General features: G+C 71.3%; 27 protein-coding genes and 1 tRNA gene. 10 read left to right on the forward strand and 18 right to left on the reverse strand.

What is annotated here, in order from left to right:
* Positions 1–82 precede the first annotated feature (82 nt).
* From Q9R28_RS13450 to Q9R28_RS13460, 3 genes are all read left to right on the forward strand, one after another.
* Positions 83–346, forward strand: a complete 264-nt coding sequence (locus Q9R28_RS13450) for a glutaredoxin family protein (RefSeq protein WP_066656489.1) — start codon at positions 83–85, stop codon at positions 344–346.
* Positions 347–471: 125 nt separating this feature from the next.
* The gene (locus Q9R28_RS13455; RefSeq protein WP_066656492.1) at positions 472–747 is read left to right on the forward strand and encodes a GlsB/YeaQ/YmgE family stress response membrane protein; all 276 of its coding nucleotides are present in this window, start codon (positions 472–474) and stop codon (positions 745–747) included.
* A gap of 176 nt (positions 748–923) precedes the next feature.
* Positions 924–1,424: a hypothetical protein gene (locus tag Q9R28_RS13460; protein ID WP_066656496.1), complete on the forward strand. Its 501-nt coding sequence runs from the start codon at positions 924–926 to the stop codon at positions 1,422–1,424.
* 32 nt (positions 1,425–1,456) lie between these two features.
* Here the strand turns inward: Q9R28_RS13460 and Q9R28_RS13465 are convergent, their stop codons facing one another.
* The 4 genes from Q9R28_RS13465 to Q9R28_RS13480 form a co-directional block, all read right to left on the reverse strand.
* The gene (locus Q9R28_RS13465) at positions 1,457–2,905 is read right to left on the reverse strand and encodes a flotillin family protein (RefSeq protein ID WP_209685460.1); all 1,449 of its coding nucleotides are present in this window, start codon (positions 2,903–2,905) and stop codon (positions 1,457–1,459) included.
* A 235-nt stretch (positions 2,906–3,140) separates the two neighbouring features.
* The gene (gene nadE, locus Q9R28_RS13470) at positions 3,141–3,968 is read right to left on the reverse strand and encodes an ammonia-dependent NAD(+) synthetase (RefSeq protein ID WP_066656508.1); all 828 of its coding nucleotides are present in this window, start codon (positions 3,966–3,968) and stop codon (positions 3,141–3,143) included.
* Positions 3,969–4,044: 76 nt separating this feature from the next.
* Positions 4,045–4,212, reverse strand: coding sequence for a hypothetical protein (locus tag Q9R28_RS13475; protein ID WP_158407773.1), 168 nt, complete (start codon positions 4,210–4,212; stop codon positions 4,045–4,047).
* Between the two features lie 114 nt (positions 4,213–4,326).
* Positions 4,327–4,455 (reverse strand): hypothetical protein, encoded by a 129-nt coding sequence (locus Q9R28_RS13480; protein WP_268746754.1) that lies wholly within the window; start codon positions 4,453–4,455, stop codon positions 4,327–4,329.
* A 409-nt stretch (positions 4,456–4,864) separates the two neighbouring features.
* Between Q9R28_RS13480 and Q9R28_RS13485 the strand changes: the two genes are divergently transcribed.
* On the forward strand, positions 4,865–6,001 hold the full coding sequence (locus Q9R28_RS13485; protein ID WP_271826087.1) for an AI-2E family transporter: 1,137 nt from the start codon (positions 4,865–4,867) through the stop codon (positions 5,999–6,001).
* Between the two features lie 480 nt (positions 6,002–6,481).
* Here Q9R28_RS13485 and argG read toward each other — a convergent pair whose 3' ends face one another.
* From argG to Q9R28_RS13520, 7 genes are all read right to left on the reverse strand, one after another.
* Positions 6,482–7,921 (reverse strand): argininosuccinate synthase, encoded by a 1,440-nt coding sequence (gene argG / locus Q9R28_RS13490; protein ID WP_209685453.1) that lies wholly within the window; start codon positions 7,919–7,921, stop codon positions 6,482–6,484.
* A 160-nt stretch (positions 7,922–8,081) separates the two neighbouring features.
* Positions 8,082–8,156 (reverse strand) — tRNA-Arg (locus tag Q9R28_RS13495).
* Between the two features lie 13 nt (positions 8,157–8,169).
* Positions 8,170–9,273, reverse strand: a complete 1,104-nt coding sequence (locus tag Q9R28_RS13500; RefSeq protein ID WP_311206346.1) for an epoxide hydrolase — start codon at positions 9,271–9,273, stop codon at positions 8,170–8,172.
* Between the two features lie 10 nt (positions 9,274–9,283).
* The gene (locus Q9R28_RS13505) at positions 9,284–10,120 is read right to left on the reverse strand and encodes a pentapeptide repeat-containing protein (RefSeq protein ID WP_311206347.1); all 837 of its coding nucleotides are present in this window, start codon (positions 10,118–10,120) and stop codon (positions 9,284–9,286) included.
* A gap of 431 nt (positions 10,121–10,551) precedes the next feature.
* A complete protein-coding gene (locus tag Q9R28_RS13510) occupies positions 10,552–11,046 on the reverse strand; it encodes an HNH endonuclease (RefSeq protein ID WP_066656516.1) in 495 nt (164 codons plus the stop codon).
* A 377-nt stretch (positions 11,047–11,423) separates the two neighbouring features.
* Complete coding sequence (locus Q9R28_RS13515; protein ID WP_066656519.1) at positions 11,424–12,371, reverse strand: C40 family peptidase; 948 nt, start codon at positions 12,369–12,371, stop codon at positions 11,424–11,426.
* A gap of 290 nt (positions 12,372–12,661) precedes the next feature.
* Positions 12,662–13,357: a metal-dependent transcriptional regulator gene (locus Q9R28_RS13520; protein ID WP_066656523.1), complete on the reverse strand. Its 696-nt coding sequence runs from the start codon at positions 13,355–13,357 to the stop codon at positions 12,662–12,664.
* A 165-nt stretch (positions 13,358–13,522) separates the two neighbouring features.
* Here Q9R28_RS13520 and serC point away from each other — a divergent pair, with 165 nt between their 5' ends.
* The gene (gene serC / locus Q9R28_RS13525) at positions 13,523–14,641 is read left to right on the forward strand and encodes a phosphoserine transaminase (RefSeq protein WP_066656526.1); all 1,119 of its coding nucleotides are present in this window, start codon (positions 13,523–13,525) and stop codon (positions 14,639–14,641) included.
* Positions 14,642–14,710: 69 nt separating this feature from the next.
* Here serC and Q9R28_RS13530 read toward each other — a convergent pair whose 3' ends face one another.
* Together Q9R28_RS13530 and Q9R28_RS13535 are read right to left on the reverse strand one after the other, a co-directional pair.
* Positions 14,711–15,394: a DUF3027 domain-containing protein gene (locus Q9R28_RS13530; protein ID WP_311206348.1), complete on the reverse strand. Its 684-nt coding sequence runs from the start codon at positions 15,392–15,394 to the stop codon at positions 14,711–14,713.
* The gene (locus tag Q9R28_RS13535; protein ID WP_066656529.1) at positions 15,394–15,771 is read right to left on the reverse strand and encodes a cold-shock protein; all 378 of its coding nucleotides are present in this window, start codon (positions 15,769–15,771) and stop codon (positions 15,394–15,396) included. The genes Q9R28_RS13530 and Q9R28_RS13535 overlap by 1 nt, the downstream gene beginning before the upstream one ends.
* A 55-nt stretch (positions 15,772–15,826) precedes the next feature.
* Here Q9R28_RS13535 and Q9R28_RS13540 point away from each other — a divergent pair, with 55 nt between their 5' ends.
* The 5 genes from Q9R28_RS13540 (at position 15,827) to Q9R28_RS13560 (ending at position 22,227) form a co-directional block, all read left to right on the forward strand.
* Entirely contained in the window at positions 15,827–16,126 is a 300-nt protein-coding gene (locus Q9R28_RS13540; protein ID WP_066656531.1) for a hypothetical protein, read from the forward strand.
* 28 nt (positions 16,127–16,154) lie between these two features.
* Positions 16,155–17,921, forward strand: coding sequence for a helicase-associated domain-containing protein (locus tag Q9R28_RS13545; protein ID WP_066656533.1), 1,767 nt, complete (start codon positions 16,155–16,157; stop codon positions 17,919–17,921).
* A 98-nt stretch (positions 17,922–18,019) separates the two neighbouring features.
* Positions 18,020–19,714: a DNA repair helicase XPB gene (locus Q9R28_RS13550; RefSeq protein ID WP_066656535.1), complete on the forward strand. Its 1,695-nt coding sequence runs from the start codon at positions 18,020–18,022 to the stop codon at positions 19,712–19,714.
* A 55-nt stretch (positions 19,715–19,769) separates the two neighbouring features.
* The gene (locus Q9R28_RS13555) at positions 19,770–20,465 is read left to right on the forward strand and encodes a response regulator transcription factor (protein WP_056120555.1); all 696 of its coding nucleotides are present in this window, start codon (positions 19,770–19,772) and stop codon (positions 20,463–20,465) included.
* Positions 20,466–20,526: 61 nt separating this feature from the next.
* Entirely contained in the window at positions 20,527–22,227 is a 1,701-nt protein-coding gene (locus Q9R28_RS13560; protein WP_066656538.1) for a cell wall metabolism sensor histidine kinase WalK, read from the forward strand.
* Between the two features lie 229 nt (positions 22,228–22,456).
* Here the strand turns inward: Q9R28_RS13560 and Q9R28_RS13565 are convergent, their stop codons facing one another.
* From Q9R28_RS13565 to Q9R28_RS13585, 5 genes are all read right to left on the reverse strand, one after another.
* Positions 22,457–23,332: a hypothetical protein gene (locus Q9R28_RS13565; RefSeq protein WP_311206349.1), complete on the reverse strand. Its 876-nt coding sequence runs from the start codon at positions 23,330–23,332 to the stop codon at positions 22,457–22,459.
* A gap of 283 nt (positions 23,333–23,615) precedes the next feature.
* On the reverse strand, positions 23,616–25,235 hold the full coding sequence (gene groL / locus Q9R28_RS13570; protein ID WP_066656544.1) for a chaperonin GroEL: 1,620 nt from the start codon (positions 25,233–25,235) through the stop codon (positions 23,616–23,618).
* Between the two features lie 258 nt (positions 25,236–25,493).
* On the reverse strand, positions 25,494–25,697 hold the full coding sequence (locus Q9R28_RS13575; RefSeq protein ID WP_066656547.1) for a cold-shock protein: 204 nt from the start codon (positions 25,695–25,697) through the stop codon (positions 25,494–25,496).
* 159 nt (positions 25,698–25,856) lie between these two features.
* Complete coding sequence (locus Q9R28_RS13580; RefSeq protein ID WP_311206350.1) at positions 25,857–26,447, reverse strand: LytR C-terminal domain-containing protein; 591 nt, start codon at positions 26,445–26,447, stop codon at positions 25,857–25,859.
* On the reverse strand, positions 26,444–26,737 hold the full coding sequence (locus tag Q9R28_RS13585; protein WP_235426381.1) for a DUF3263 domain-containing protein: 294 nt from the start codon (positions 26,735–26,737) through the stop codon (positions 26,444–26,446). The genes Q9R28_RS13580 and Q9R28_RS13585 overlap by 4 nt, the downstream gene beginning before the upstream one ends.
* Positions 26,738–26,825: the final 88 nt, after the last annotated feature.

Genomic DNA, 26,825 nt, shown 5'->3' on the forward strand with positions numbered 1-26,825 from the left:
ACGCGGTCACGCGGTCACACGTCGTCGGGGCGTGGGCGGTGACGCGGGAATGTCCCGCGGCCGTCGGACGTACTGTGAGGACATGACTGATGCGACGTTCGACAAGGTGACGATGTTCGGCGCGGACTGGTGCCGCGACTGCCGACGCTCGAAGGCGCTCCTCGACCGCCTCGGGGTCGACTACGACTACGTGGACGTCGAGGCGGACCTGTCCGCCGCCGACCGGGCCGAGGCCATCAGCGGCCGCAAGAACATCCCCGTCGTGGTGCTGCCGAACGGCAAGCACTTCGTGGAGCCCTCGGACACCGAGCTGCAGGCGGAGCTGGAGTCGTCCGGAGCGGTGTGACCCTCGCCTGTACCTGCGCCTCCATGCAGGCTGTGAACATGCTGGGGAAGAGCGGTGTTCAATCGGGGCCGACCCAGATCGCGGACACCCCCGGACCGCGACAGGTCTGACCCAAGGAGGACACCGTGCTCGGTCTCATCATCAGCCTCATCATCATCGGCCTCATCGCCGGCGCCCTCGCCCGGCTGATCATCCCCGGCAAGCAGCACATGTCGATCCTCATGACGATCGTGCTCGGCATCATCGGCTCGTTCGTCGGCGGCTTCCTCGGGTTCCTCATCTTCCAGCACGACCCGATGGACGGCTTCTTCCAGCCGGCCGGCATCATCGGCTCGATCATCGGTGCCGTCATCGTGCTGTTCCTCTACACGCGCTTCGCGGGTCGCGGCGCGCGCCGCTGACCACCAGCAGGCGCCACTGACCGACGTGGGGGTGTCGGAGCGGCACCACGAAGGACCCCGGACCGTGACGGTCCGGGGTCCTTCGTCGTCCCGTGCGACCGATCGGCCCCGAGCGGGGGGGGGGGGGGGACACGGTGCTGACGGCCGTACATCGGCCGGGGCGTAGCGTCCCCGCCATGACCGACGAGAACGAACGCCCCCGTCCCGAGGACGACGCCGCACGGCTCGGACTCGTCGTCGTCGGCGAGGCCGCCGCACTGCACGCCGGGGACGACGCCTCGCTCGACGCCAGCGAGGCGAACATCCGCGAGACCGTGGACAGCATGGTCGACGAACCCCTCACGCCCCGGCAGGAGGAGGTCATGGAACGCCTCGCTGCCGCTGGCGGCACCCTCACCGCGGGCCTGAGCGGCGCACTCGCAGCGAAGACCGGCGGGCAGGTCGAGGACGTGCTCGAGGGCGCCGCTCGCAGCGTCGTCTGGCAGCAGCGTCTGGCCGCCGAGCGGGACGCGCTGCAGGGACGGCCGCAGGAGTCGACCGACGGCGACCCGGTCACCGACGGCGACCCGGTCACCGACGGCGACCCGGCCACCGACAGCGACCCGGTTGAGGACCAGCGCGAGGACGCCGGCGGCCAGCAGCGACACCGGGACGACGACGGGCGCGACCGGGGCTGACCCGACCGCGCCCGTGCGCACGACCGTGCCCGTCAGTCGACCGGCGCGGCGCCCTGCTCACGCGCGACCGCCCGGGCAGCGGCCTGGCCGGTCGTCGTGCTCTTCACGATGTCGCTCAGCGTGAAGCCGGCCGTGGTGCCGAGCAGCGCGTCGACCTCGCTGAACTGGCTCACGACGCTCTTCGACAGGGCGCCTGCGCCGTCCGAGGACACGACCGTCAGCTTGTCGATGTTGCCCATCGGCGCCGCGAGCTCGCGGGCGATGCTCGGCAGCGTCTCGAGCGCCTTCACCCGGAGCACGGCCTCGGAGTGCTGTGCGAGCGCGTCGGCCTGGGCCTTCGTCGCGTCGGCCTCGGCCTGACCCTTCGCACGGATGGCGTCGGCCGCGGCCTCACCCTCCGCACGTGAGGCGTCGGCGGCGAGCTTGCGGGCGGCAGCCTCGGCCTGGGCCTCGGCGGCGACCGCCTCGGCCGAGATCCGTCGGGCCTCGGCCTGCGCACGGGCCGTCTCGACCTGGGCAGCCGCAGCAGCCTCGGCCTCCACCCGGGTCTTGCGCGCGTTCGCCTCGGCGACCGCGCTCACCTCGGACTCGAGCTCGGCACGACGGAGCTCGGCGCGCTTCTGCGCCGTGATCTGCTCCTGTTCGACGACGCCCTGCGACGCGCGAGCCTGCGCGAGCGGACCAGCCGCTGCGGCCTCGGCCGACGCCCGGTCGGCGTCGAGCTGCAGCGCCGCACGACGGATGGCGAGGGTGTTCTCGGCCTCGGCGATCGCCTGGTCGGCGGTGGCCCGGGCCTCGCGTGCCTCGCGGTCGGCCTGGGCCTCGGCGTTCTCCGCCTCGAGCCGGACGCGGGCGCGCTCGGCACGACCGAGGTCGCTGATGTAGTCGTTGCGGTCCGAGATGCCCTTGATCTCGAACGAGTCGACGTCGAGACCCTGGCTGTGCAGGGCGTCCTTGGCGACGTCGAGGACCGCCACCGTGAGCTGGTCGCGGTTGCGGATGATCGTCGACACGTCGGTCGCGCCGATCGACGCGCGGAGCGAACCGGACAGGACCTCGCGCGCGAAGTCGTCGATCTTCTTCTCCTGGCCGAGGAAGCGCTGCGCAGCAGCACGGATCGACGCATCGGCCTCGCCCACCTTGACGAGCGCCACGGCCTCGACGTCGATCGTGACGCCGCGGGAGTCCTGCGCGTTCACGTTGATGTCGATGGCACGCGAGGACAGCGAGATCTTCGCCACCCGCTCGAAGAACGGTCGGACGAGCACACCCGCACCGAGGACGACCTTGATGCCGGACTCGACGGTCTCGGTGCCGTCGGGGTTCTTGACCTTCCGCGACCGCTTCCCGGTGATGATGATCGCCTCGTCCGCACCGGCGTTGCGGTAGACGAGCTTGGCGTACACGAGCGCGATCACGGCGAGGACGATGATCCCCACGATGACGAGCGGGACGGCGCCGAGTGCGAGCAGGACTTCCATGATTCCCCCCAGCGGCCCCGGCACGGTCGGTCGTGACCGGGATTCCGCATCTGTTGTTCCGTTGCGCCCATCCTAGGAGCGCGGGGACCGCAGCGGCAGGACGGCGACCGGAGTTGTGGAGAACCGGACGGCCACCAGGACCGACCGGCCACGCCACACGGTCGCACGCACGACGGGAGGCGCGCTGCAGGTCGGGACCTGCACCGCGCCTCCCGTCCGGTCCAGCGCTGTGGCGCTACGCGCCCTGCTGCCACCAGCTGTCGAAGGGCGTCGCGGGCACGCGACGCTTGTGCTCGGTCGCTCGGTAGCGCGACTCGATCGCCTCGGCGACCTCGTCGGGGACGTCGTGCCCCTGCAGGTACGCGTCGATCTCGACGTAGGTCAGGCCGAGGTTGGCCTCGTCGGTCTGCCCGGGCAGGTCGTCGAGCAGGTCCGCGGTCGGCGCCTTCTCGTACAGGCGAGCCGGCGCCCCCAGGTGCTCGAGGAGCTGCCGCCCCTGGCTCTTGGTCAGCCCGGTCAGCGGGGTGAGGTCGACGCCGCCGTCGCCGTACTTCGTGAAGAAGCCCGTCACGGCCTCGGCCGCGTGGTCCGTACCGACGACCAGCAGTCCGCGCTGCCCGGCCACGGCGTACTGGGCGACCATGCGCATGCGCGCCTTGACGTTGCCCTTCACGAAGTCGCTGAGCGCGACGCCGGACGCCGCGGTGTCCTGCACCACGCCGTCGACGCCGTGCTCGATGTTCACCACGATGCCGGGGTCGGCGGCGATGAACTGCAGCGCGAGCTGCGCGTCGTCCTCGTCGGCCTGAACCCGGTACGGCATGCGGACGGTGACGAACTCGGCCTCGCGTCCCTCCGCGCGGAGGGACTCGACGGCGAGCTGGGTGAGCCGCCCCGCGAGCGTGGAGTCCTGCCCGCCGCTGACGGCGAGGACGAACCCCTTCGCGCCGGTCGTGGTCAGGTAGTCACGCAGGAACGCGACACGGCGGGCGACCTCCTGCTCGGGGTCGATGGTCGGCTGGACGTCGAGGTCCGCAGCGATGGTGGCTTGGAGTTCACGCACCCGACCAGTATCCCGCCGCACCGTGGCGCACGACCGGATTCACCGGAGGCACGCGGCTGGTGTTCACCCGTTCGACTCAGGCGACCGTCGGGGCAGCGGGGTGCCGGATGGTGTTGTCGTGGTCGGCACCGATCGCGCACGTGCAGACCACGCGGAGCATCTCGTCGGTCCGGGTGAGCCGGAAGCGTTCGACGTGCGGCGGACCGACGTGACGGTCGAACGGATGGGTGTCGTGGTCGTGCACGTCGGGTCCTCCCTGATCCGGGTCCCGCTGGTGAGACGGGACGGGCCACACGGCCCCTGCCGAGGATCATCCGCGCGCAGGCAGGACGGCGCGAGCCCCCGTCCGGGGGCCGCGTCAGACCTGCTCGCCGAGGAAGTCCGCGTACGAGGGTTCGTCGTGCTCGGGACCGGCGGGCACGGAGGCGTCCGAGGTGCCGCCGACGCGGTCGGCGATCAGCTCGGCGACCTCCTCGGGTGAGCGCATGCCGTGACGGTGCCAGTCCTCGACGGGACGGGGCGTCACGAGAGCACCTGCAGGGTCGTGGCGGCGAAGGTGGAGACGGGGGTGCGGGTGTGCCCCGCCGGGAAGTCGAGGTGCGTGCAGCACGGGTACGTGGCGGTCATGAGGACCAGCCCTTCATCGAGGTGTTGCTCACCTCGGATCCGACCGGGCCGTCCCGCTGTGCCAGACCCCGCGGACCGCGAGGGCATCGTGACGACGGGACCCTGTGAGTGAACCCGGTGACCCCAGCGTAGAAGCGGGACAGGAGCGCGTCCAGGTCGATGCGCTTAGCGGCGTCCCCGGACGTCCCCGGCCGCGGGTCGGCTGCGTCGGGACCGCGGGTCGGCTGCGTCGGTAGCGTGGAGGCTCCGCACCACCACCGAGGAGCCTCATGCCCCTGTTCGGCAACCACCCCGCCACGTCCGACGCGACACCGGGACCACTCGCCCGCAAGTGGACCGACGGGTTCGGCAGTCTCGCGACCCGGTGCCTGCAGGTGATCGTCGTGCTCGTGATCGCGATCGGCATCGTGTACGCCGCCGCGACCCTGAGCGTCGTGACGATCCCGGTGCTCCTCGCCCTGATCATCGCGTCCGCCATGCACCCGGTCGTGTCCTGGCTCCGACGGCACAAGGTGCCCTCGGTGCTCGCGACCCTCGCGGTCCTGCTCGGCGTCCTCGTCGTGCTCGGCCTCGTCGGTTGGCTGATCGTCGTCGCGGTCATCTCGCAGTGGCCCGACCTGCAGAAGTCGGCGATCAGCGGTTTCCAGCAGCTGCAGGACACCGTCGCGCACCTGCCGTTCTCGATCTCCGACCAGCAGGTCGACCAGGTGGTGAACGGCGTCCAGGACTTCCTGACCAGCTCGCAGTTCGGGTCGGGCGCCCTGGCCGGGGCGTCGGCCACCGCGAACTTCCTGACCGGCCTGGTGCTGATGATCGTCGTGCTGTTCTTCTTCCTCAAGGACGGGCCGGCGATCTGGGAGTTCCTGCTCCGTCCGTTCACCGGCGCCCGGTACGAGCGTGCACGCCGCGTCGGTGACCGCGTCGTGCAGACCCTCGGCGGCTACGTCCGCGGCACGGCGAGCGTCGCGGCGGTCGACGCGATCGGCATCGGCGTCGGGCTGGCGATCGTCGGGGTGCCGCTCGCGCTCCCCCTCGCCGTCGTCGTGTTCATCACCGCGTTCATCCCGATCGTCGGCGCCACCGCCGCGGGCATCCTCGCCGCGCTCGTCGCCCTCGTCGCGAACGGCCCCGTGGCCGCGCTGATCGTCGTGGGCATCGTGGTGCTCGTCAACCAGCTCGAGGGCAACCTGCTGCAGCCGGTGCTGATGGGCAAGACGCTCAAGCTGCACGGCCTGGTGATCCTGATCGGCCTGACCGCGGGCACCGTACTCGCGGGCATCACCGGCGCGATCATCTCGGTGCCGCTCCTCGCGGCGGCCTGGGGCGCCGTGCAGGTGTGGGGCGGTCCGGACCGGCCGGCGGAGCCGTGGCGCCAGAAGCGGCCGGAGACCGCCGAGCGGCGGTAGCGGGTCCCACGGGACGGACGGGAGGCGCGGTGCCGGTCGGTACCGCGCCTCCCGTCCGTCGTGTGGGCGCGTCGGCGGCTGGTCGCGGCAGCGCGGCGCTGTCGTACGACGCGGCCGCTGTCGCACGACGACGGTGATGTCGCACGAACCGACCTCGCTCGTGCCGGATCGGCCGAAACGACACCGCCGCTGTCGCACGACGACGGTGATGTCGCACGACCCGACCCCTACTCCCGATGCACGGGACGTCCCGCGCCGAAGCACCCGTCGATCGACCCGCGCGATGTCGGCCGATGCACCCGCGACCGATGCAGGCGCACAGGACGACACCGCGCACGTCGTTCGACGCGCGCAACGTCGAAGTACGCGTGTGCACGCGGCTCGGAAGAGCCACACGCCCTCTCCCGACGCACGCCACGGACGACGAACGGGAGCCCCTGCGCGCGGCAGGGGCTCCCGTTCGTGTCGGTGCGGTGTGTGTCAGTCGGTACCGGAGTCGAAGGCGGCGCCCTCGGACGCGGCGTCCGTCGCGCGACCGAGTGCCTCGTCCTCGCTGGACACGACGGCTCCGCCGAGGATCTCCTCGGCCTCGCCCGACTGCAGCTCGCCGACGAGTTCGCCCGTCGCGCCGCCGATCAGCCCGGCCGCCGCGTACTGCTCGAGGCGCGAGCGCGAGTCCGCGATGTCGAGGTTGCGCATCGTGAGCTGCCCGATGCGGTCGTCCGGACCGAACGCTGCGTCGCCGACACGCTCCATCGAGAGCTTGTCCGGGTGGTACGACAGCGCCGGACCCGTGGTGTCGAGGATCGTGTAGTCGTCACCACGCCGCAGGCGCAGCGTGACCTCACCGGTGACGGCGGAGGCGACCCAGCGCTGCAGCGACTCGCGCAGCATGAGGGACTGCGGGTCGAGCCACCGGCCCTCGTACATCAGACGTCCGAGACGACGACCCTCGTTGTGGTACGCCGCGACGGTGTCCTCGTTGTGGATCGCGTTGAGCAGACGCTCGTAGGCGATGTGCAGCAGGGCCATGCCCGGCGCCTCGTAGATGCCGCGGCTCTTGGCCTCGATGATGCGGTTCTCGATCTGGTCGCTCGCGCCGAGGCCGTGGCGACCACCGATGGCGTTCGCCTCGTACACGAGCGCGACGGCGTCGGCGTACTCGACGCCGTTGATGGCGACCGGGCGGCCGGCCTCGAAGCGGACCGAGACCTCTTCGGTGGCGACCTCGACGTCGTCACGCCAGGCGGCGACGCCCATGATCGGCTCGACGATGTCCAGACCGCTCGAGAGCTCCTCGAGGCTCTTCGCCTCGTGCGTTGCTCCCCAGATGTTCGCGTCGGTCGAGTAGGCCTTCTCGGTGGAGTCGCGGTACGGGAACCCACGGGCGACGAGCCACTCGCTCATCTCCTTGCGACCGCCGAGCTCCTCGACGAACTCGGTGTCGAGCCACGGCTTGTAGACGCGCAGCCGCGGGTTGGCCATCAGGCCGTAGCGGTAGAACCGCTCGATGTCGTTGCCCTTGTAGGTGGAGCCGTCGCCCCAGATGTCGACTCCGTCCTCCTTCATGGCGCGGACGAGCATCGTGCCCGTCACCGCGCGGCCGAGCGGCGTCGTGTTGAAGTAGGTCTTGCCGCCGGAGCGGATGTGGAAGGCACCGGTCTGCAGGGCGACGAGGCCCTCTTCGACCAGGGCGCTCTTCGCGTCGACGATGCGGGCGATCTCGGCGCCGTACTCCTTCGCGCGACCCGGGACGGCGTCGATGTCCGGCTCGTCGTACTGGCCGATGTCGGCCGTGTACGTGCAGGGCACCGCTCCCTTCTCGCGCATCCAGGCGACCGCGCAGGAGGTGTCGAGACCTCCGGAGAACGCGATGCCGACTCGTTCGCCGACGGGGAGACTGCTCAGGACCTTGGACACGGGGTCAATCGTACGGGGCGCTGGGCCCGAGCTACCGTCCAGGGCGACGGTTGTGGAGAACCCGTTCCGGCCCAGACGACGGCTGGTGCAACGATCGGTGCCCCTGGACGAGCACCGCAGGGACGCGAACCCGCGCTCGACGCGGTGCCCCCGGACGACGTGGTGCCCCTGGAGGGACTCGAACCCCCAACCGTTTCCTTAGGACGGAACTGCTCTTCCATTGAGCTACAGAGGCTGGCCCGTCCACTCTAGCGGCGGTACGGCTCCAGGAACGCGCAGACCTCGTCCACGAACAGCTCCGGCTGCTCGAACGGCGCGAAGTGCCCGCCCCTGTCGAGTTCGTGGTGGTGCACGAGGTTCGTCGTGCGCTCGAGCCACTCCCGCGGAGCCCGCACGATGTCGCCCGGGAATACCGAGAACCCCGACGGCACCTCCACCCGTCGACGCAGTTGCGAAGCGGGGATCGCCGCGTTCGCGTGGTACATCCGCATGGAGGACCCGATCGTCGCGGTCGCCCAGTACTCGGTCAGCAGCGCCAGGACCTCGTCCCGCGTGTACACCGACCACAGGTCGCCGCCGCAGTCGCTCCACGACCGGAGCTTCTCGACGATCCACGCAGCGAGACCCGCGGGTGAGTCGGTCAGCCCGACGGCGGCGGTCTGCGGCTTCGTGCGGTGCATCATCGCGTAGGCGCCCTCGGCGGTCCGCCACCGCTCGGTCGCCTGCACGAAGGCCCGCTCCGCCGGGGACAGCTCCGTGGTGTCGATCCCGGGCCACGCCAGCCCGCCGTCGATCCGGTGCACGGCGACCACACGGTCGGGGTGGTCGAGTGCGAGGTACCGGACGACGTGCGTCCCGATGTCCCCGCCGGAGGCCGCGAACCGGTCGTACCCGAGGACGGTCATCAGTGTCGCCCACATGCCGGCCACCTCGCGGGCGTCGAGCACGCGCGGCGGCGCGTCCGAGAACCCGTACCCGGGCATGTCCGGCACGACGACGTCGAACCCGGCCTCGACGAGCATCGGCAGGACCTTGCGGTACCGCCATCCGGAGTCCGGCCAGCCGTGGGCGAGCAGCAGCGGGAGGGCGTCGGGACGGCCGGATCGCGCGTGGAGCACGTGCACCCGGACGCCGTCGACGACGTGCCGCTCGGACGGCAGCGCGGCGAGCTGCTCCCGGTGCCCGTCGAAGTCGAACCCGTCGGCCCAGTACTCGACCAGCGGCCGGAGCTCGTCCACGTCGACGCCGAGCGACCACCCGGTGCCGGCGGGCGCGTCCGGCCAGCGGGTGGCGCGGAGTCGGACACGGAGGTCCCCGATCGTGGCGTCGTCGATCACGGGCGTCTCGCTCATGGCTCGCACGCTACGCGCCGCCGCTGCCCCAGTGCGACGGGCGGACGACGTCAACTGGGAGCCGCGTGCGCTCGTCGCCCTGCGCCGCGTTGACCTGCATCTGGGTCAGGAAGAGGGAGCCCGAGAGGTCCGCCCCGTGCACGCGCGCACCACGCAGGTCTGCGCCGAGCAGGTCGACTCCGCCGAGGTCGGCCCCCGAGAGGTCAGCGCCGATCAGGTACGCGCCGCGGAGGTCCGCCCCGCACAGGCTGACGCCGTGGAAGCGCCGACCAATCAGGTCGGCCCCGGGCGACAGGACCGTGGGCAGGACCGTCGCGTACCCGCCCCGCACCTCGGCGCTCACCTCGACCAGGACCGCGCGGACCTCCTCGTGCAGCCCGACCAGGTCGAGCCCGAGGACCGCGGTCGGCCCCTGCCCGATCGCGTCCTCGATCCGCTCCACCAACACTGCCGACGCCTCGGGCTGGAACCTGCGGACCGCGCCCTCGGCCAGGTACCAGAGGAGGTCGTGGAGCTGTCGGACGACACGGAAGACGGCGAACATCTCGACCCGCACGTCCTGGCGCTGGTGCCGGTCCACGCCACCGTAGAGCTGTCCGGTGACGCGCTGTCCGGCACCGGCGCAGTCGAAGACGGTGCAGCCGCGGTACCCGCGTGGCCGGAGTGACTCGTGGACGGTGCACGAGAAGTCGTCGGCGAGGTTCCGGCACTGGTCGCCCGGCGCCTTGTCGACGGGGAAGTCAGCGGACCGCGTGAAGCCGAACGCGGCGCAGCAGAGGGCCGCGCATGACCCGCAGTCGGCGCGCAGGTCGGCGCGGTCGGGTCCGGGGAACGAGGAAGAGGTCATCGGTGGTCGTCCAGTGTGTCGAGGTGGAGGTGGCGACGGCGGCGACTCCCGAGGAGTCCACCCGCAGGGCACACGCGACCACCGCCTCCTGGACGAGGCGACGAAGCAGCTGGGTCACAGCGATGAGCGGATCACTGCGGCCAGACTACGCGACGCTCGGCGCCACCTGCCCGTTCCTTCCCATCACACCCGCGGTGGAGAGCGGGATCGGGCGTACCTGGTCGTTCGGGAAGACCAGCTACGCCCGTTCCGACCAGGTACGCCCGTTCCGACCAGGCACACCGCCCGCGCACGCGCCAGGCACACCTCCCACACGCGCCAGGCACACCGCCCACGCGAGCCGCGCGCCCGCGGGCGCGACCACGCGACGGACGGGAGGCACGGGGCGGCCCCGCCACGCGCCTCCCGTCCGTCGCGACGCCGAGCCGGCGCTACGCGGCCACCAGGTACTCGTCCCACTCCGACTGCGGACGCTCGATCCCCCGCACCACCCAGGACGCACCGTGCGGCGCCTTCGGCCGGAAGCGAAGTCGCCACCCCATCTCCTGCGGGGTGCGGTCGCCCTTCGTGTTGTTGCAGGCCAGGCAGCAGGCGACGAGGTTCTCCCACGAGTCCTGGCCGCCGCGCGACCGGGGCTGCACGTGATCGATCGTGGTGGCGTGCCGGTCGCAGTAGGCACAGCGGTTGGCGTCACGCCGCAGGACCCCGCGTCGCGAGACCGGCACGAGTCTCGCGTGCGGGATCCGCACGTAGCGGGTCAGGATGATGACGGACGGACGATCGAAGCTCGCGGAGGACCCCGAGACCGGGTGGTCGAGGTCGGCGGCGATGACGGCGGCCTTCTGGTTCATGACCAGCACGAGGGCCCGTCGGTCCGAGATCACCGCGAGGGGCTCGTAACCGGCGTTGAGGACGAGAGTGCGCATGGGTTCCCTTCCGACGGTGCCTGGACGGCTTCCAGGCGCTGCGGGTGCGTCGGGTCGATCGACGTCGACAGGGGACCGCGACCTGTGACCACGCCCTGAACCACGAAGAGCACCACCCGGATGGGCAGTGCTCTCGTCAGACAGGGGCGTGATGGTGCACGCAGGGGGCGGTCGACCGTATGTCCACGAGCGCGCGCCGACCCGTGGTGCGGGTCGTGCGGAACGCTGACATGAGGTCTCCCGTGTTCGGGCCGGATCGGACCGGTGCAGCACCAGGGTACGTCGGAAACCGGCCCGACACGAGGGTGTGCGGACCGGTTTCCGGGAGTGTTCACGGGAACGACACCAGGGTCGTCACCGTCGTGCGGGTGCTCGGGTCAGATGCCGAAGCGCACGATGTGGTAGCTGCTCGTCCAGATCGGGCGGATCGAGACGGAGCCACCGGGCTTCGGCGCGTCCATGATCATGCCGTTGCCCATGTAGAAGCCGTCGTGCGAACCGTCGTTGAAGATGACGACGTCGCCCGGCTGCGCCTGGGACTCGGGGATCGTGGTGCCCGCGGCGTCCTGCAGCGGGACCGAGTGCGGCAGGCTGATGCCGTACTGCGCGTAGACGTACATGATGTAGCCCGAGCAGTCGAAGCCGGACGGGTCCGCGCCGCCGAAGACGTACGGGGTGCCGATGTACTGCTTCGCGGTGGCGACGACGGCCGGCAGCGAGAACGGAGTGTTCGCGGCGGCCGCCGTGGTGGCGATCTCGTTCGCGGACGGGCCGCTGTACGACGAGTACTGCTTCGCGGTCTGCGCGCGCGCCGCCTGGGTCGCTGCGGCCTGGGCCTGCGCAGCCGCGGCCTGCTCGGCGGCGGCCTTCTGCGCGGCCTCGGCGTCGAGGGTGGACTGGGCGGTCGCGCCGTAGCCGTCACGCGACGTCCCGGCGAGGGCCACGGCGTCGGACACCGAGAACTGCTGTGCCTGGGTCGTGCGGACCTGGCGCTGCGCGTCGGCGGCGGTCGAACCGGTCTGCTGCGTCGCGGCGAAGGCCGGGGCGACGGCCACGGTGCCGAACATGCCGGCGGCGACCGTCAGCACGACGGGGGCGAGGAACCGGCGCTTGCGGGCCGAGCTGCTCGCCTTGGCGGTCTCGGCGGCGCGGGCGGCCTGCGCAGCGCGACGGCCGCCGGGGAGCGGTGCGTCGCGGACGGGGGTGATGCGACGGGCGGGGGCTTCGGTCTGGCGCGCGGCCCGCCGGGTGAGCGGGGCGTCGTTCGCGGTGTTCGTCGGGTTGGCGGGCGTCTGGTCGTCCGCGGCGGAACCGGTCTGCGTCAAGGGTGGTGTCTCCGGCGTCTCGTCACCGTCTCCGCCTGGGTCAGGGCGGAGGGGCGGACCCCATCCGTTCGTCATCGTTTCCGATCGAGGCAGGAGACGGGTTCGAGACGTCCTGCCACGGGTCCTGGGCCTCGTGGGCGGCCCGGGGACTCGACGAGTGTACGTGGGGGCCGTTACCTTGTCGAGATGAAACGACGGTTCGGTAACGGAACGATCACGAACCCCTGATCAGCGGCGATCAACCCGTGTGACCTTGTGCCGATTCTCAGGCTCGGACGGAGCCCCGACGGTCAGTCCCGCTCGATGTAGACGTGCTGCGCGACCTCGGTCGGCAGCTCGATGCCGGCGTCCTCGCCGTCCACCCGGACCGCGACGTACGCACCAGCGCGCTGCACCCGGGCGACACGGCCGGGCATGACGCCGGCGGTGCGCAGCTGGTGCAGCAGCTCGGGCTCGAACTGCACCGGTTCGCCCAGGCGACGCACGACGCCGACCGCGACGGCGTCCGTGCCGTCGGTCGCCGCGACGATGTTCTGCACACCGTCGAGGAACTGTCCCGCCGTCGGTCCACCGATCTCGGCGAGCCCGGGGATCGGGTTGCCGTAGGGCGACTCCGTGGGGTTGCCGAGCATCTCGAGGAGTCGGACCTCGACCTGCTCGCTCATCACGTGCTCCCAGCGGCAGGCCTCGTCGTGCACGAAGGCCCAGTCGAGTCCGATCACGTCGGCGAGGAGCCGCTCGGCCAGCCGGTGCTTGCGCATCACGTGCGTCGCCCGCGAGCGCCCCTCACCCGTGAGCTCGAGGTGGCGGTCACCGGAGACGACGACCAGACCGTCGCGCTCCATCCGCGCGATCGTCTGGGAGACGGTGGGACCGGAGTGTCCGAGACGCTCGGAGATGCGCGCGCGCAGCGGCACGATCCCCTCTTCCTCGAGGTCGAGGATCGTCCGCAGGTACATCTCCGTGGTGTCGACGAGATCGGTCACGGTCCGCCTCTCATGTCTGGGCCCAGCCCGATCCACCCTACTTGAGCAGTGCGACAAGACCGCACCGACGAGCGCGCTCCACGGCCTGGAGGCGCGGGTCGGGTCCGCCCCGTCCGGCCGGTCCAGGGTCGGTGACGGTGGGATACCGCTCGCTAGGATCGGCGCATGGCAGACATCGTCATCCCCGCCGAACTCCTCCCGACCGACGGACGCTTCGGCTGCGGCCCGTCCAAGATCCGCGGCGCGCAGCTCGAGTCACTCGTGACCCGCGGGGCGACGATCCTCGGGACGTCCCACCGCCAGAAGCCCGTGAAGGACCTCGTCGGCAGCGTCCGCCGCGGCCTCGCCGACCTCTTCCAGCTCCCGGACGGCTACGAGGTCGTCCTCGGCAACGGCGGCTCGACCGCGTTCTGGGACGCCGCCGCCTTCGGGCTGGTCGAACGTCGTGCCGAGAACCTGTCCTTCGGCGAGTTCGGCTCGAAGTTCGCCAAGGCCACGGACACCCCGTGGCTCGAGACCCCGCACGTCGTCGAGGCACCCGGCGGCTCGCTCGCCGCGCTCGAGCCCGTCGAGGGCGTCGACGTCTACGCCTACCCGCACAACGAGACCTCGACCGGCGTCATGGCGCCCGTCGTCCGCGCTGCGGGTGACGACGGCGCGCTGACCGTCGTCGACGCCACGAGCGCCGCCGGTGGTGCCGCGTTCGACGTCGCCGCGACCGACGTCTACTACTTCGCGCCCCAGAAGAACTTCGCCTCGGACGGAGGGCTGTGGCTCGCACTGTTCTCCCCCGCCGCGATCGAGCGCGTCGAGCGCATCGCCGCCTCGGACCGCTACATCCCGGAGTTCCTCTCCCTGCAGAACGCCGTCGACAACTCGCGGCTCGACCAGACGCTGAACACCCCGGCGCTCGCGACCCTGCTGCTGCTCGACGACCAGGTCGACTGGATCAACCAGTCCGGTGGTCTGGCGTGGGCCGACACCCGCACGAAGACGTCGTCGTCGACGATCTACGACTGGGCCGAGGCCTCCGACCACGCCACCCCGTTCGTCACCGACCCCGCCCACCGGTCGCAGGTCGTGGCGACGATCGACCTCGACGAGTCGATCGACGCGAAGGCCGTCGCCGCGACGCTCCGCGCGAACGGCATCGTCGACACCGAGCCGTACCGGAAGCTCGGCCGCAACCAGCTCCGTGTCGCCACGTTCACCGCGATCGACCCGGACGACGTGGCGAAGCTCGTGCGGGCGATCGACTTCGTCATCGGCGAGCTGCGCGGCTGAGGCGCCAGCACGGACGGACGGGAGGCGCGGTGCCAGCGGGCACCGCGCCTCCCGTCCGTCCGTGGCGCGTCAGGCGCCGTGGCGCTCCGGGTCCGTCTCGGACGGGTCGAGCCGGTCGAGCTCGAGGTCCTGGTCGGGGTCGGTCGGCCGGACGCGGGAAGCCCGACGACGCGAGCCGCGGGAGCGCACCGGAGCGGGGTCCTCGGCGACGTCGTCCGCCGCGTCGTCATCGGAGTCGTCGTCCGCCGCGTCGACGTCGACGCCGTCGAGCTCGTCGTCGTCCGACTCCGCGAGGTCGTCCTCGTCGTCCTCGAACTCGTCGTCGTCGTCGTCCGAGGCGTCGTCGTCTGCCTCGTCGTCGTCCGGGTCGTCGTAGTCGGACTCCTCGGCGTCGTCGAGGTCGTCGTCCTCGTCCGACTCGTCGTCGTCCTCGTCGTCCGACTCGTCGTCGTCGTCCTCGTCCGCCTGGCCGGCGCGGTACTCCGCCATCCGGTCCGCCCACGGCACCCAGTCCGGAGCGACCAGCGAGCCGTCGCCCGGCATCAGCTCGACCTCGAGCACGGTGGGCTCGTCGCCCTCGACCTGCGCGATCGAGACCGTCCAGCGCCACCCGGGGTAGCCGGGCATCCGGTTCGAGAACAGGACCGAGACGACGCCGTCGCCCTCGTCCACGGTGCCGACCGGCTGGCCGACCGTCGACTCCGGCGTGACCTCGAGCAGCGCCTTCCGCGCGAGCTCCGTGTGGTCGATCATCAGGCGTCCAACTGGTCTGCGACGTGGCGCAGGATCGCGGCGAGGCGTTCGCCGTTCTTCGGGTAGCGCCCGTGGCGCAGGTCGCCGCTGACCCGGTCGAGCTCCTTCACCAGGTCCTCGACGATCACCGCCATGTCGTCGGCGGAGCGGCGGGACATCTTCGCGAGCGAGGGAGCCGGCTCGAGCAGCCGCACGGACAGCGCCTGCGAGCCCTTCTTGCCCTGCACGACGCCGTACTCGAGGCGGGTGCCGGCCTTGACCGAGGTGACGCCGTCCGGCAGCGAGGACGCGTGCAGGAAGACCGGCTCACCGTCGTCGCCGGTGATGAACCCGAACCCCTTCTGGTCGTCGTAGAACTTGACCTTGCCGGTGGGCATGCGTGGACTCCTCGTGGTCGTGGAACGGCCGTGGTGCGTCGGATATCCTGGGCCGATGGCCAAGCCGACCCGATCCACCGGGAACACGCGCGAACCCGCGGACACCCCGGTGACGTTCAATCGTACCGAACGCGTCCTCGGGTTCATGATCGGCGGCATCTTCATCGCCGGTCTCCTCTGCATCATCGCGATGGTCGTGATGTGGCTGACCGTCCCGAGCGCCAACGGATCGATGCCCTGGCCGGTGATCATGGCGGTCCCGCTCATCGGTCTGCCCATCGGCATGGTGCTGGTCCTCGTCCTGCTCGGACTGACCTGGACCAAGCGCGCCCGCGAGAACCGGTCGGACCGCTGAGGACCCGCGCGGACCGGAGCGGCGGACGATGACGACCACCGCCGACCTCGCCGCCCGGCTGCGGGGGATGTCCGACGACGAGCTGGAACGGCTCGTGGTCGCCCGCCGTCTGCCCGCGGCCGTCCTCGCCGAGTCCGGCCCGCAGCACGCGGCCGACTTCTTCGACCTCGCCGAGGCGCTGCGCACCGACGACGCCGTCGACGCCGCGCTCGAGCACCTGCCCCGAGCGACCCTCCTCGCCCTCCGCGACGGGTCGGCTGACGCCGACGCGCTCGCCCCGGCGGTCGCGCTGGGCCTCGCCGACGACGCGGGCGCGGTGGACGACGCCGTCGCCGGACGACTGGCCGCCCACGCCGAGGTCGCCGACCTCCGGCCGGGAGGCACGGCACCGGTCCGCCCCGCCGCGCCCGACGAGCAGGTGGCCGACCAGGAGCGCGCCCGCGCGACCGGCGCGGAGCGTGCGTTCACGACGATGACGGTGCTCGCCGAGCTGCTCCGCGCGGTCGACGCCGGCGAGGTCCGCGAACTCGTCAAGGGCGGCATCGGCACGCCGCTCGCCCGGACCCTCGGCGAGCGCGTCGGCACCGACCCGGACGTCGTGCCGGACCGGCTCACGCTGCTGGACCGCACCGGCCTCGCGCACCCCGGCGAGGGGCGCTGGGCCGTGTCCTCCGAGGGGCGCACCTGGCTCCTCGCGGCCTGGCCGGACCGCTGGGTGGACCTGGCCGGACGGTGGTGGCGCTCGCTCGACCCGGCCGTGCACGACGTGCTCCGGGCGGCCGACGACGACCTGCACGACCTGGTCGCCGTCGGACGCTGGGCCTTCCCGGCGGGCGCCCGGTGGCTCGACGCCGTCCTGCTCGACGTCGCCGGCACCGCCGAGGTCCTCGGGCTCGCGGTCGACGGCACGGTGACGGCGACGGGCCGAGCGGTCCTCGACGGCGATGCCGACGCCGCAGCCGACGACCTGCCGCCGACCGTCGACGGCGTCTACCTGCAGCACGACCTGACGGTCATCGCCCCGGGGCCGCTCACTCCCGCCGACGACGACGCACTCCGGAGCGTCGCCGACCTCGAGGCGCCGGGGTTGGCCGCCCGGTACCGCGTCTCCGAGGACTCCGTGCGGCGGGCGGTCCGGGCCGGCAGCACGCGTGAGGACCTGCTCGCGCTGCTGGACCGACTCTCGGCGACCGACGTGCCGCAGCCCCTCACCTACCTCGTCGACCAGGTGGCGTCGCGGGACGGCGGCCTCGTGGTCGACGTCGCGCCGGACGGTCGCGGGGCGGTCGTGCACGGGACGCCGGACCAGCTCGACCTGGTCGGGGTCGACGCCGAGCTGCGCCAGCTCACCTGGGAACGCGCCGACCTGACGACGCTCACCGCCCCGCACCCGCCGCACGTGGTCCACGCGGCGCTCGAGGAGCAGCGGTACCCGGCCGTGCTGACGGCCGCTGCCCGCCCCGTGGCCTCGGACGCGCCTCCCGGCCGTCGGCGTGGTGGCGCCGGTCGGACGCCGGAACAGGCCGCCCACGCGCTCGTGGAACGCCTGCGCCTGACGACGGAGCGCGGCGACGCGGAGCCGGAGCAGGAGTGGCTCGGGCGGCAGATCGACCTGGCGGTGCGCGGGAAGACGCCGATCCGGCTGACCGTCCGCATGCCGGACGGGTCGGAGCGACCGATCTCGATCGTGCCGACGTCGGTCGCCGCCGGACGGGTCCGCGGCCGTGACACCGCGGTCGACGTGGAGCGGACGCTGCCGCTGTCGCTCGTCGTCGCCGTCGAGAGCGAGGCCTGAGCCGCGCGTCCCTGCACAGCCGCGCCCCGCGAGCCGGTTCTCCACCGTTGCGCACCGGGGGCGGCGGCTCGCAGCCGCGCCGCCTAGGCTGATCCGTCATGAACGGACCGCTGATCGTGCAGAGTGACCGCACCGTGCTCCTCGAGGTCGCCCACCCCCAGGCCGAGGACGCCCGGCACGAGCTCGCGGCCTTCGCCGAGCTCGAACGCGCCCCGGAGCACGTGCACACCTACCGGATCACGCGCCTCGGGCTCTGGAACGCCCGCGCGGCCGGGCACGACGCCGAGTCGATGATCGGCACGCTCGAGCGGTTCGCGAAGTTCCCGGTCCCGCAGAGCGTCACGGTCGACATCCGCGACACCGTCTCGCGGTACGGGCGGCTCGTCATCCGGCGCGAGGAGCGCGAGGACGCCCCGGCGATCGCGAACTCCCCGAGCGAGGAGCTCGAGCGCCAGCCGCTCCTGCTCCTCACCGCCGAGGACCCGTCGGTCCTGGCCGAGGTCACCCGGTCGAAGCGCATCAAGCCCCTGCTCGGTGACCAGCGCTCCCCCTCGGAGATCGAGCTGCAGCCCTGGGCACGCGGGCAGGTCAAGCAGGAGCTCGTCAAGCTCGGGTGGCCGGCGGAGGACCTCGCGGGCTACACACCGGGGCAGCCGCACCCGATCGACCTCGACACGGCGTCCTGGCACATGCGGCCGTACCAGGAGCAGGCCGTCGACACCTTCTTCGCGCAGGGCTCCGGCGTGGTCGTGCTGCCGTGCGGTGCCGGCAAAACGCTCGTCGGCGCCGGGGCGATGGCGACCGTCAAGGCGACGACGCTCATCCTCGTGACGAACACCGTGTCCGCCCGGCAGTGGCGTGACGAACTCCTGCGCCGGACGACCCTGTCCCCCGAGGACATCGGCGAGTACTCCGGTACCACGAAGGAAATCCGTCCCGTCACGATCGCGACGTACCAGATCCTGACCGCTCGGCGGAAGGGCGAGTACACGCACCTGTCGCTCCTCGACGCCCTCGACTGGGGCCTGATCGTCTACGACGAGGTCCACCTGCTCCCCGCGCCGGTGTTCAAGCTCACCGCCGACCTGCAGGCACGGCGGCGGCTCGGGCTCACGGCCACCCTGGTGCGCGAAGACGGCCGCGAGAGCGACGTGTTCTCGCTCATCGGGCCGAAGCGCTACGACGCCCCGTGGAAGGAGATCGAAGCGCAGGGCTACATCTCCCCGGCGGCCTGCTACGAGGTGCGGATCGACCTCCCCCACCAGGACCGCCTGGAGTACGCGGCGTCGGGTGACGACGAGCGCTACCGCATGGCGGCGACCTCGCCGGCGAAGACCCCGGTGGTGCGCGAGCTCATCGAGAAGCACCACGGCGAGCAGATCCTGGTGATCGGGCAGTACATCGACCAGCTCGACGACCTCGCCGCGTCACTCGACGCCGCCGAGATCACCGGGTCGACACCGGTCGACGAGCGCGAGCGGCTGTTCCAGGCGTTCCGCGAGGGCTCGATCGACGTGCTCGTGGTGTCGAAGGTCGCGAACTTCTCGGTGGACCTCCCCGACGCCACCGTGGCGATCCAGGTGTCCGGGTCGTTCGGCTCCCGACAGGAGGAAGCGCAGCGTCTCGGCCGGTTGCTCCGCCCGAACAAGGACGGCCTGCCGGCGTCGTTCTACACGCTCGTGACGCGGGACACGGTCGACCAGGACTTCGCGCAGAACCGGCAGCGCTTCCTCGCCGAGCAGGGGTACGCGTACACGATCCTCGACGCCGACCAGGTGCTGGCGGCCGCGTAGCCACCACACGACCCGCTCCCAGGAAACCTCTAGGGAACGGTCAGAGGATGGGACCATGACCGATGGCCCCAAGATCCTGATCGTCGACGACGAGCCGAACATCCGCGACCTCCTCACGACCTCGTTGCGCTTCGCCGGGTTCGCCGTCCGTGCGGTCGGCAACGGGGCCCAGGCGATCTCCGCCGTGCTCGAGGAGGAGCCCGACCTGATCATCCTCGACGTGATGCTCCCGGACATGAACGGCTTCGGCGTCACCAAGCGCCTCCGCTCGTCCGGGTACACGTCGCCGATCCTCTTCCTCACCGCGAAGGACGACACCGAGGACAAGATCACCGGGCTCACCGTCGGCGGCGACGACTACGTCACCAAGCCGTTCTCGCTCGACGAGATCGTCGCGCGCATCAAGGCGATCCTCCGTCGCACCATGAACGACGAAGAGGACGCGATCATCCGCGCCGGCGAGCTCACGATGGACCAGGACACGCACGAGGTCACGATCGGCGACGCGCAGATCGAGCTGTCCCCGACCGAGTTCAAGCTCCTGCGCTACCTGATGCTCAACCCGAACCGCGTGCTGTCGAAGGCGCAGATCCTCGACCACGTGTGGGAGTACGACTTCAACGGCGACGCGGGCATCGTCGAGTCGTACATCTCGTACCTCCGCCGCAAGCTCGACCAGTACTCGACCGAGCCGATCATCCAGACGAAGCGCGGGTTCGGCTACATGCTGAAGGCGTCCAAGGCGTCCTGACGCCGGGCACACGGCGACCGTCCGGTTTCACCGGGCGGTCGCCGCTTATCGTTGGGGCAGCATGCACACGCGAATGAGCCACTGGTGGGACGGGATCTCCCTCCGCACCAAGATCACCGGCATCACGGTGCTGCTCGTCGCGCTCGGGCTGCTCGTCGCCGGGCTCGGCACCATGACGGTGCTCTCGACGTACCTCATGCAGCAGCTCGACAACACGGTCAAGCAGACGTCCGAGCAGCTCGAGGGCCAGAACATCAGCGACGGCCAGCAGTACTGCACGCTGTCGATCGTCCTGTCGCCGAGCGCCTACGTCGCGGCCTACGACTCCCGCGGCGACAAGATCTGCCAGACCCGCGCCTCGAGCCGACCGGACATCCGCTCGCTCGACTTCTCCGCCGCGGCACAGAGCTCGCAGCGGTTCTCGCTGTACGACAGCCAGCACGACCACGAGTGGCGCGCGCAGATCATCCCGGCGTCGCTGCAGAACCAGTCGAGCGGCACCTCGGAGACCGGGTACGTGCTCGTCGCCGTGTCGAGCGCCGACACCGACAAGACCATCGGCCGCTTCACGATCATCTTCCTGGGCTTCGGCATCTCGGTGATCCTGCTCGGCGCGATGCTGACACGGCTCCTCGTGACGGCCACGTTCGACCCGCTGCGCGACGTGGAGGACACGGCCGCCCGGTTCGCCGCCGGTGACTTCAACCAGCGGCTCGAGGCCGACACCCCGAACACCGAGGTCGGTCGTCTCAACCGCTCGCTCAACGCGATGCTCGAGCGGATCGACTCCGCGTTCGAGGACCGCGAGCGGACGATCGACCAGATGCGCCGCTTCGTCGGTGATGCCTCCCACGAGCTCCGCACGCCGCTGGTGTCGCTCCGCGGCTACGCCGAGCTCTACCGGATGGGGGCGCTCCGCAAGGAGGAGGACGTCGCCCAGGCGATGGACCGCATCGAGAAGGAAGCGCAGCGGATGGGCCTGCTCGTGCAGGACCTGCTCCAGCTCGCCCGCATCGACGAGTCGAAGCCGCTCGAGCTCGGCCCGGTCGACCTCGTCGCCATCGCGCGCGACTCGGCACTCGACACCATGGCGTCGAACCCCGACCGCGAGATCCAGGTCCTCGTCGAGGACGCCGTGACGGGCGTCAGCGTGCCGCAGGCCGTCCGTCCGGGTGCGTTCGGCCAGGTCGACACCGGTGAGACGCCCGTCTCCCCGCCGTCGGCAAACTCGACCGGGCCGATCGCCTTCTCGCGGCAGACGATCGCGCGCCTCCGTGCCCGCCGCAACCGCGCCATGGGCGTCGAGGGCGGTGTACCGACCGACGAGACCACGCCCCTGCCGACCGTCGTGCTGCCGGCCCGTCCGCCGATCGTCCTGGCCGAGGAGAACAAGATCCGCCAGGTCGTGACGAACCTGATGGGCAACGCCATGCGGTTCACCGAGCACGACGACCCGATCGAGATCGGCATCGGCGTGGACGACGACCTCGGCATGGCCCACATCGACGTCATCGACCACGGCGAGGGCATCCCGCCGCAGCTGCGCGAGAAGATCTTCCAGCGCTTCTGGCGGGCGGACACCTCGCGCGCGCGGGACACCGGCGGCTCGGGCCTCGGTCTCGCGATCGTGTCGGGCATCGTGCACGCGCACAACGGCTCCGTCGAGGTGTTCGACACCGAGGGCGGCGGCGCGACCTTCCGCGTCTGGCTCCCCCTGCTCCCCCGCGACTACACCCCCACCCCGAAGTCCCCCGCCGCCTGAAGCGCCGGCCCCGGCCGTCGCCGCCCGCCGCCGCCGCCCGCCGCCGCCGGCCCGCCGCCCGCCGCCCGGCCGTCCCGCCGTCCGTCCCCGTTCTGGTCGCACGGCTTGCCGCTCAACTCCGGCCGACGCGGCATGTCGTGCGACTCGAACGGTCGCAGGCGGCAGGTCGTGCGACCGGAGCACGGCGCGGACCTGTGGGAGCGAGCGACATCAGAGCTGCCGGACCGGCTCAGGAACGGGCGGCGAACGCTTGACGGAGTCGCTCGAACAGCACCGCAGGTCGAGCCGCGTCGGCAGCCGTCGCGTGCACCACGATCCACCCGTTGACAGCGAACCCGTTCCCTCGGCGTTGATCGTGTCGGAAGACGTCGCGCTCGCGGTGATGGTCGCCGTCGTACTCGAGCGCGATACGGAGCTGTGGCCAGCACATGTCCACCCGTCCGAGGAACGCACCGCGCTCGTCGAACACCTCGTGGTTGAGCTCGGGCTCCGGGAATCCTGCATCCACGACGTCGAGGCGGATCAGCGTCTCCATGGGTGACTCGCTCCCCGGACGCACGGCCTCGAGTGCAGCCCGCGCGAGGACGACCCCGTGCCCGCGGGGACGGAGCGCACGCGCGAGATCCTCGATCGTGGCGAGTCCCGCCCGTCCGACGAGGTGGTCGCCGAGGACGACGAGCGCTCGGAAGTCGAAGAGGGTCGCGCACTCGGCCCAGGCGCGGGCCGGCGTGCTGACCGGGAGGCCGTCCTGCTCGACGGTCTCGTCGTCGGCCACACGATGGGCCGTGACACCCGGACGCCGCATGAGGCTCGCTCCGCCGATGGTCGCCACGTGTACCCGCGACCCTTCGCGGTGTTCCCTCGGCACCGGCGCTCCCCACACGCTGACTGCGGTCGTGTGGCTGAACCGCTGGTCGGGGCGGAGCACCAGGGCGATGCAGTCGACCAGGCTCGCGTCGCGGTCACGAGGCACGCGGACGCCGTGGACGGGGCGCCGGAGATCAGCGCGGCGCATGCGGCTCGTACCCTCGCCGTACCGACGAGCTTGTGCGACGGTGAAGGCCCGTTCCGCGAGGCCGCTCGGCAGTGCGCGCGGAGTGGTCATGCTCGTAGCCTGGAGGCGCACGGCACCACCCGAGCCAGAGGCGGGCGCACCTGTGGAGAACGACCGCAGTTGAGCCTCCCGTGCGGGAGAAGCACCTACGTCCTGGTAGCACGGCATGCCGCCCGCGGTCGTTGCGGGCGCACGACCTGCCGTCGCTGCCGGTTCTGAGCGGCAAGTCTTGCGACCGAAACCGAGCCAGGGCCGCGGCGCCCGCACGCGGAAGGGCCCCGCACGCGGAAGGGCCCCGCACGCAGCGCGTGCGGGGCCCTTCCGGCTACCGGGACTAGAAGTCCATGCCACCCGTGGGGTCGCCGGCCGGCATGGCCGGGTTCTTCTCCGGCTTGTCGGCGACGACGGCCTCGGTCGTGAGGAACAGACCGGCGATCGACGCGGCGTTCTGCAGCGCCGAGCGCGTGACCTTGGCCGGGTCGATGATGCCCGCGGCGACGAGGTCGACGTACTCGCCGGTCGCGGCGTTGAGGCCGTGACCCGACTCGAGCTCGCGGACCTTGGCGGCGACGACGCCCGGCTCGAGACCGGCGTTCAGCGCGATCTGCTTGAGCGGCGCGTCGATGGCGACGCGGACGATGTTCGCACCGGTCGCCTCGTCACCCTCGAGCGAGAGCGTGTCGAGCGCGACGGACGCCTGGATGAGCGCGACGCCACCACCGGCGACGATGCCCTCCTCGACGGCGGCCTTCGCGTTGCGGACGGCGTCCTCGATGCGGTGCTTGCGCTCCTTGAGCTCGACCTCGGTCGCGGCACCCGCCTTGATGACGGCCACGCCACCGGCGAGCTTCGCGAGGCGCTCCTGGAGCTTCTCGCGGTCGTAGTCGGAGTCGGTCGCCTCGATCTCGGAGCGGATCTGACGGACGCGGCCCGCGATCTGCTCGTCGTCGCCGGCACCCTCGATGATCGTGGTCTCGTCCTTGGTGATGATCACCTTGCGGGCCTTGCCCAGCAGGTCGAGGGTCGCGTTCTCGAGCTTGAGGCCGACCTCTTCCGAGATGACCTGGCCGCCGGTCAGGATCGCGATGTCCTGCAGCATCGCCTTGCGACGGTCGCCGAAGCCCGGGGCCTTGACGGCGACGGACTTGAAGATGCCACGGATCTTGTTCACGACGAGGGTCGCGAGGGCTTCGCCGTCGACGTCCTCGGCGATGATGAGGAGCTGCTTGCCCGCCTGGATCACCTTGTCGACGACCGGGAGCAGGTCCTTGATGTTGGAGATCTTCGAGTTGACGATGAGGATGTACGGGTCCTCGAAGACGGCCTCCTGGCGCTCCGGGTCCGTGACGAAGTACTGCGACAGGTAGCCCTTGTCGAAGCGCATGCCCTCGGTCAGCTCGAGCTCGGTGCCGAAGGTGTTCGACTCCTCGACGGTGACGACGCCCTCCTTGCCGACCTTGTCGATCGCCTCGGCGATGAGCTCGCCGATGGTGGGGTCGGCGGCCGAGATCGACGCGGTCGCGGCGATCTGGTCCTTGGTCTCGATGTCCTTCGCGTTGGCGAGGAGCTGGTCGGAGACGGCGGCGACGGCCTTCTCGATGCCGCGCTTGAGCGACACGGGGTCGGCACCGGCCGCGACGTTGCGGAGGCCCTCGCGGACGAGCGCCTGGGCGAGCACGGTCGCGGTGGTCGTACCGTCACCGGCGACGTCGTCGGTCTTCTTGGCGACCTCCTTGACGAGCTCCGCGCCGATCTTCTCGTACGGGTCGTCGAGCTCGATCTCCTTGGCGATGGAGACACCGTCGTTCGTGATCGTGGGGGCGCCCCACTTCTTCTCGAGGACGACGTTGCGGCCGCGCGGGCCGAGCGTCACCTTCACGGCGTCGGCCAGGGTGTTCAGGCCGCGCTCGAGGCCACGACGGGCCTCCTCGTCGAAAGCAATGATCTTAGCCATGTGAGTTTCTCGTCCCTCCCGGACGTCGTGCGTGGGGGTCGTGCTGGCACTCAGCGCAAGCGAGTGCCAACGCCGATTCTGGCACTCGCCGGGTGTGAGTGCAACACAGTCGGGAGGCGCGGCTCGACTTCCCAGGACACGTTGCGGCCGGGACCCGGCACGGTCGGCCCGGGTGGTGGCTGCTCGGCGGGCGGAGCGCTGTGCACGACGAACGCGCCGCCCCCGAGGGGACGGCGCGTTCGTCGAGTGGTCCTGGGCTCAGGCGGGACGGACCGCCTCCGCCTGTGGGCCCTTCGACCCGGTGCCGACGTCGAACGTCACCGCCTGGCCCTCCTCGAGGACCTTGTACCCCGACATGTCGATCGCCGAGTAGTGCACGAACACGTCCTGGCCCCCTCCATCCACGGTGATGAAGCCGAAGCCCTTCTCGGCGTTGAACCACTTCACGGTTCCGTTGGCCATGATCTCTTGCTCCCTGGTGCTGCAGTTGCGGACGACGCCATCGCCGTCTGGCGATGACTCTCGTGCAACAACGGCGGCAAGGCAAGAGGTGTGACGTTCTTGCACGCCGATCGCGTCAGAACTCAACGTGCCCGAAACACCTCCGTCACACAGCGCGCGTCAGCCGCCGTAGTCGTCGCCGAGCACGACGCTGACGTCGGCGTTCGGGAACGCCCCCGACTGCTCCACCGTCGCGATGCCGAGCGCCTTCGCCACACCCTGTGCCACGGCCTGCTGCTCGGGCTGCTGGTAGTACACGACCGAGGTCGTCGTCCCCGTCGTCCCGGCGTCACCCGTCGAGGCGACCTGCCAGCCCCCTGTGGTCAGTGCGCTGCTGGCGCGGGCGGCCAGACCGGTCGTCGTCGTGCCGTTCAGCACGACGACGCTCGTCGAGCCCTGCGCCGACGGCTCCGCAGCGCTCGGCTCCTCGGACGCGGGCGCCGACGGCGACTCCGAGGGCGTCTCCGACGGCGCGGCCGACGCCGAGGAGCTCGACGAGGGGCGCGGCGACGAGGTCGACCCCGGGAACGAGTAGCTGCCGTTCAGCAGCGCGAGCACGAGGACACCGACGAGCACGAGCACACCGGTCGCGAGGGCGCCCCAGGCGAACGCGATCCACCCGCGCCCACGACGACGGGCACCGCGGTGCGCTCCGACCCGGGGGCCGTCGGTGACGTCGTCGAACCGGTCTCGCGGGAATCTCTCGGTCATCGTTCCTCTTCACGGGGATCGGGCGCGGGGGCGACGAACGCGCGCGCCGCTCGTGCTCGGGTGCGTGCGTGCCGGAGCCGCTGCAGCCGACCGACCAGCTGGGGGTCGAGCGCGAGCGCGGCGGGCAGGTCGATCACGCGGTTGAGCACCTGGTAGTAGCGCGCCGGCGACATGTCGAACTCGACCCGGATCTCCGCCTCCTTCGTGCGGTCGTGCCGCGCCCGGTCGTGCTCGAACGCGAGCACGCGCTGGTCGAGCTCGCTGAGCTCGTCGGTGGGGAGGGCGGTCACGGCACTTCCGGTCACGGTTCGGTCACGGGTCTCGCACATCGTAGGGGTGCCCGGCGGTCCGACCCTGGCACGCGGCTGGACTGTCGCG

This window comes from Curtobacterium sp. BRD11, from assembly GCF_031844345.1.
Taxonomy (GTDB): domain Bacteria; phylum Actinomycetota; class Actinomycetes; order Actinomycetales; family Microbacteriaceae; genus Curtobacterium.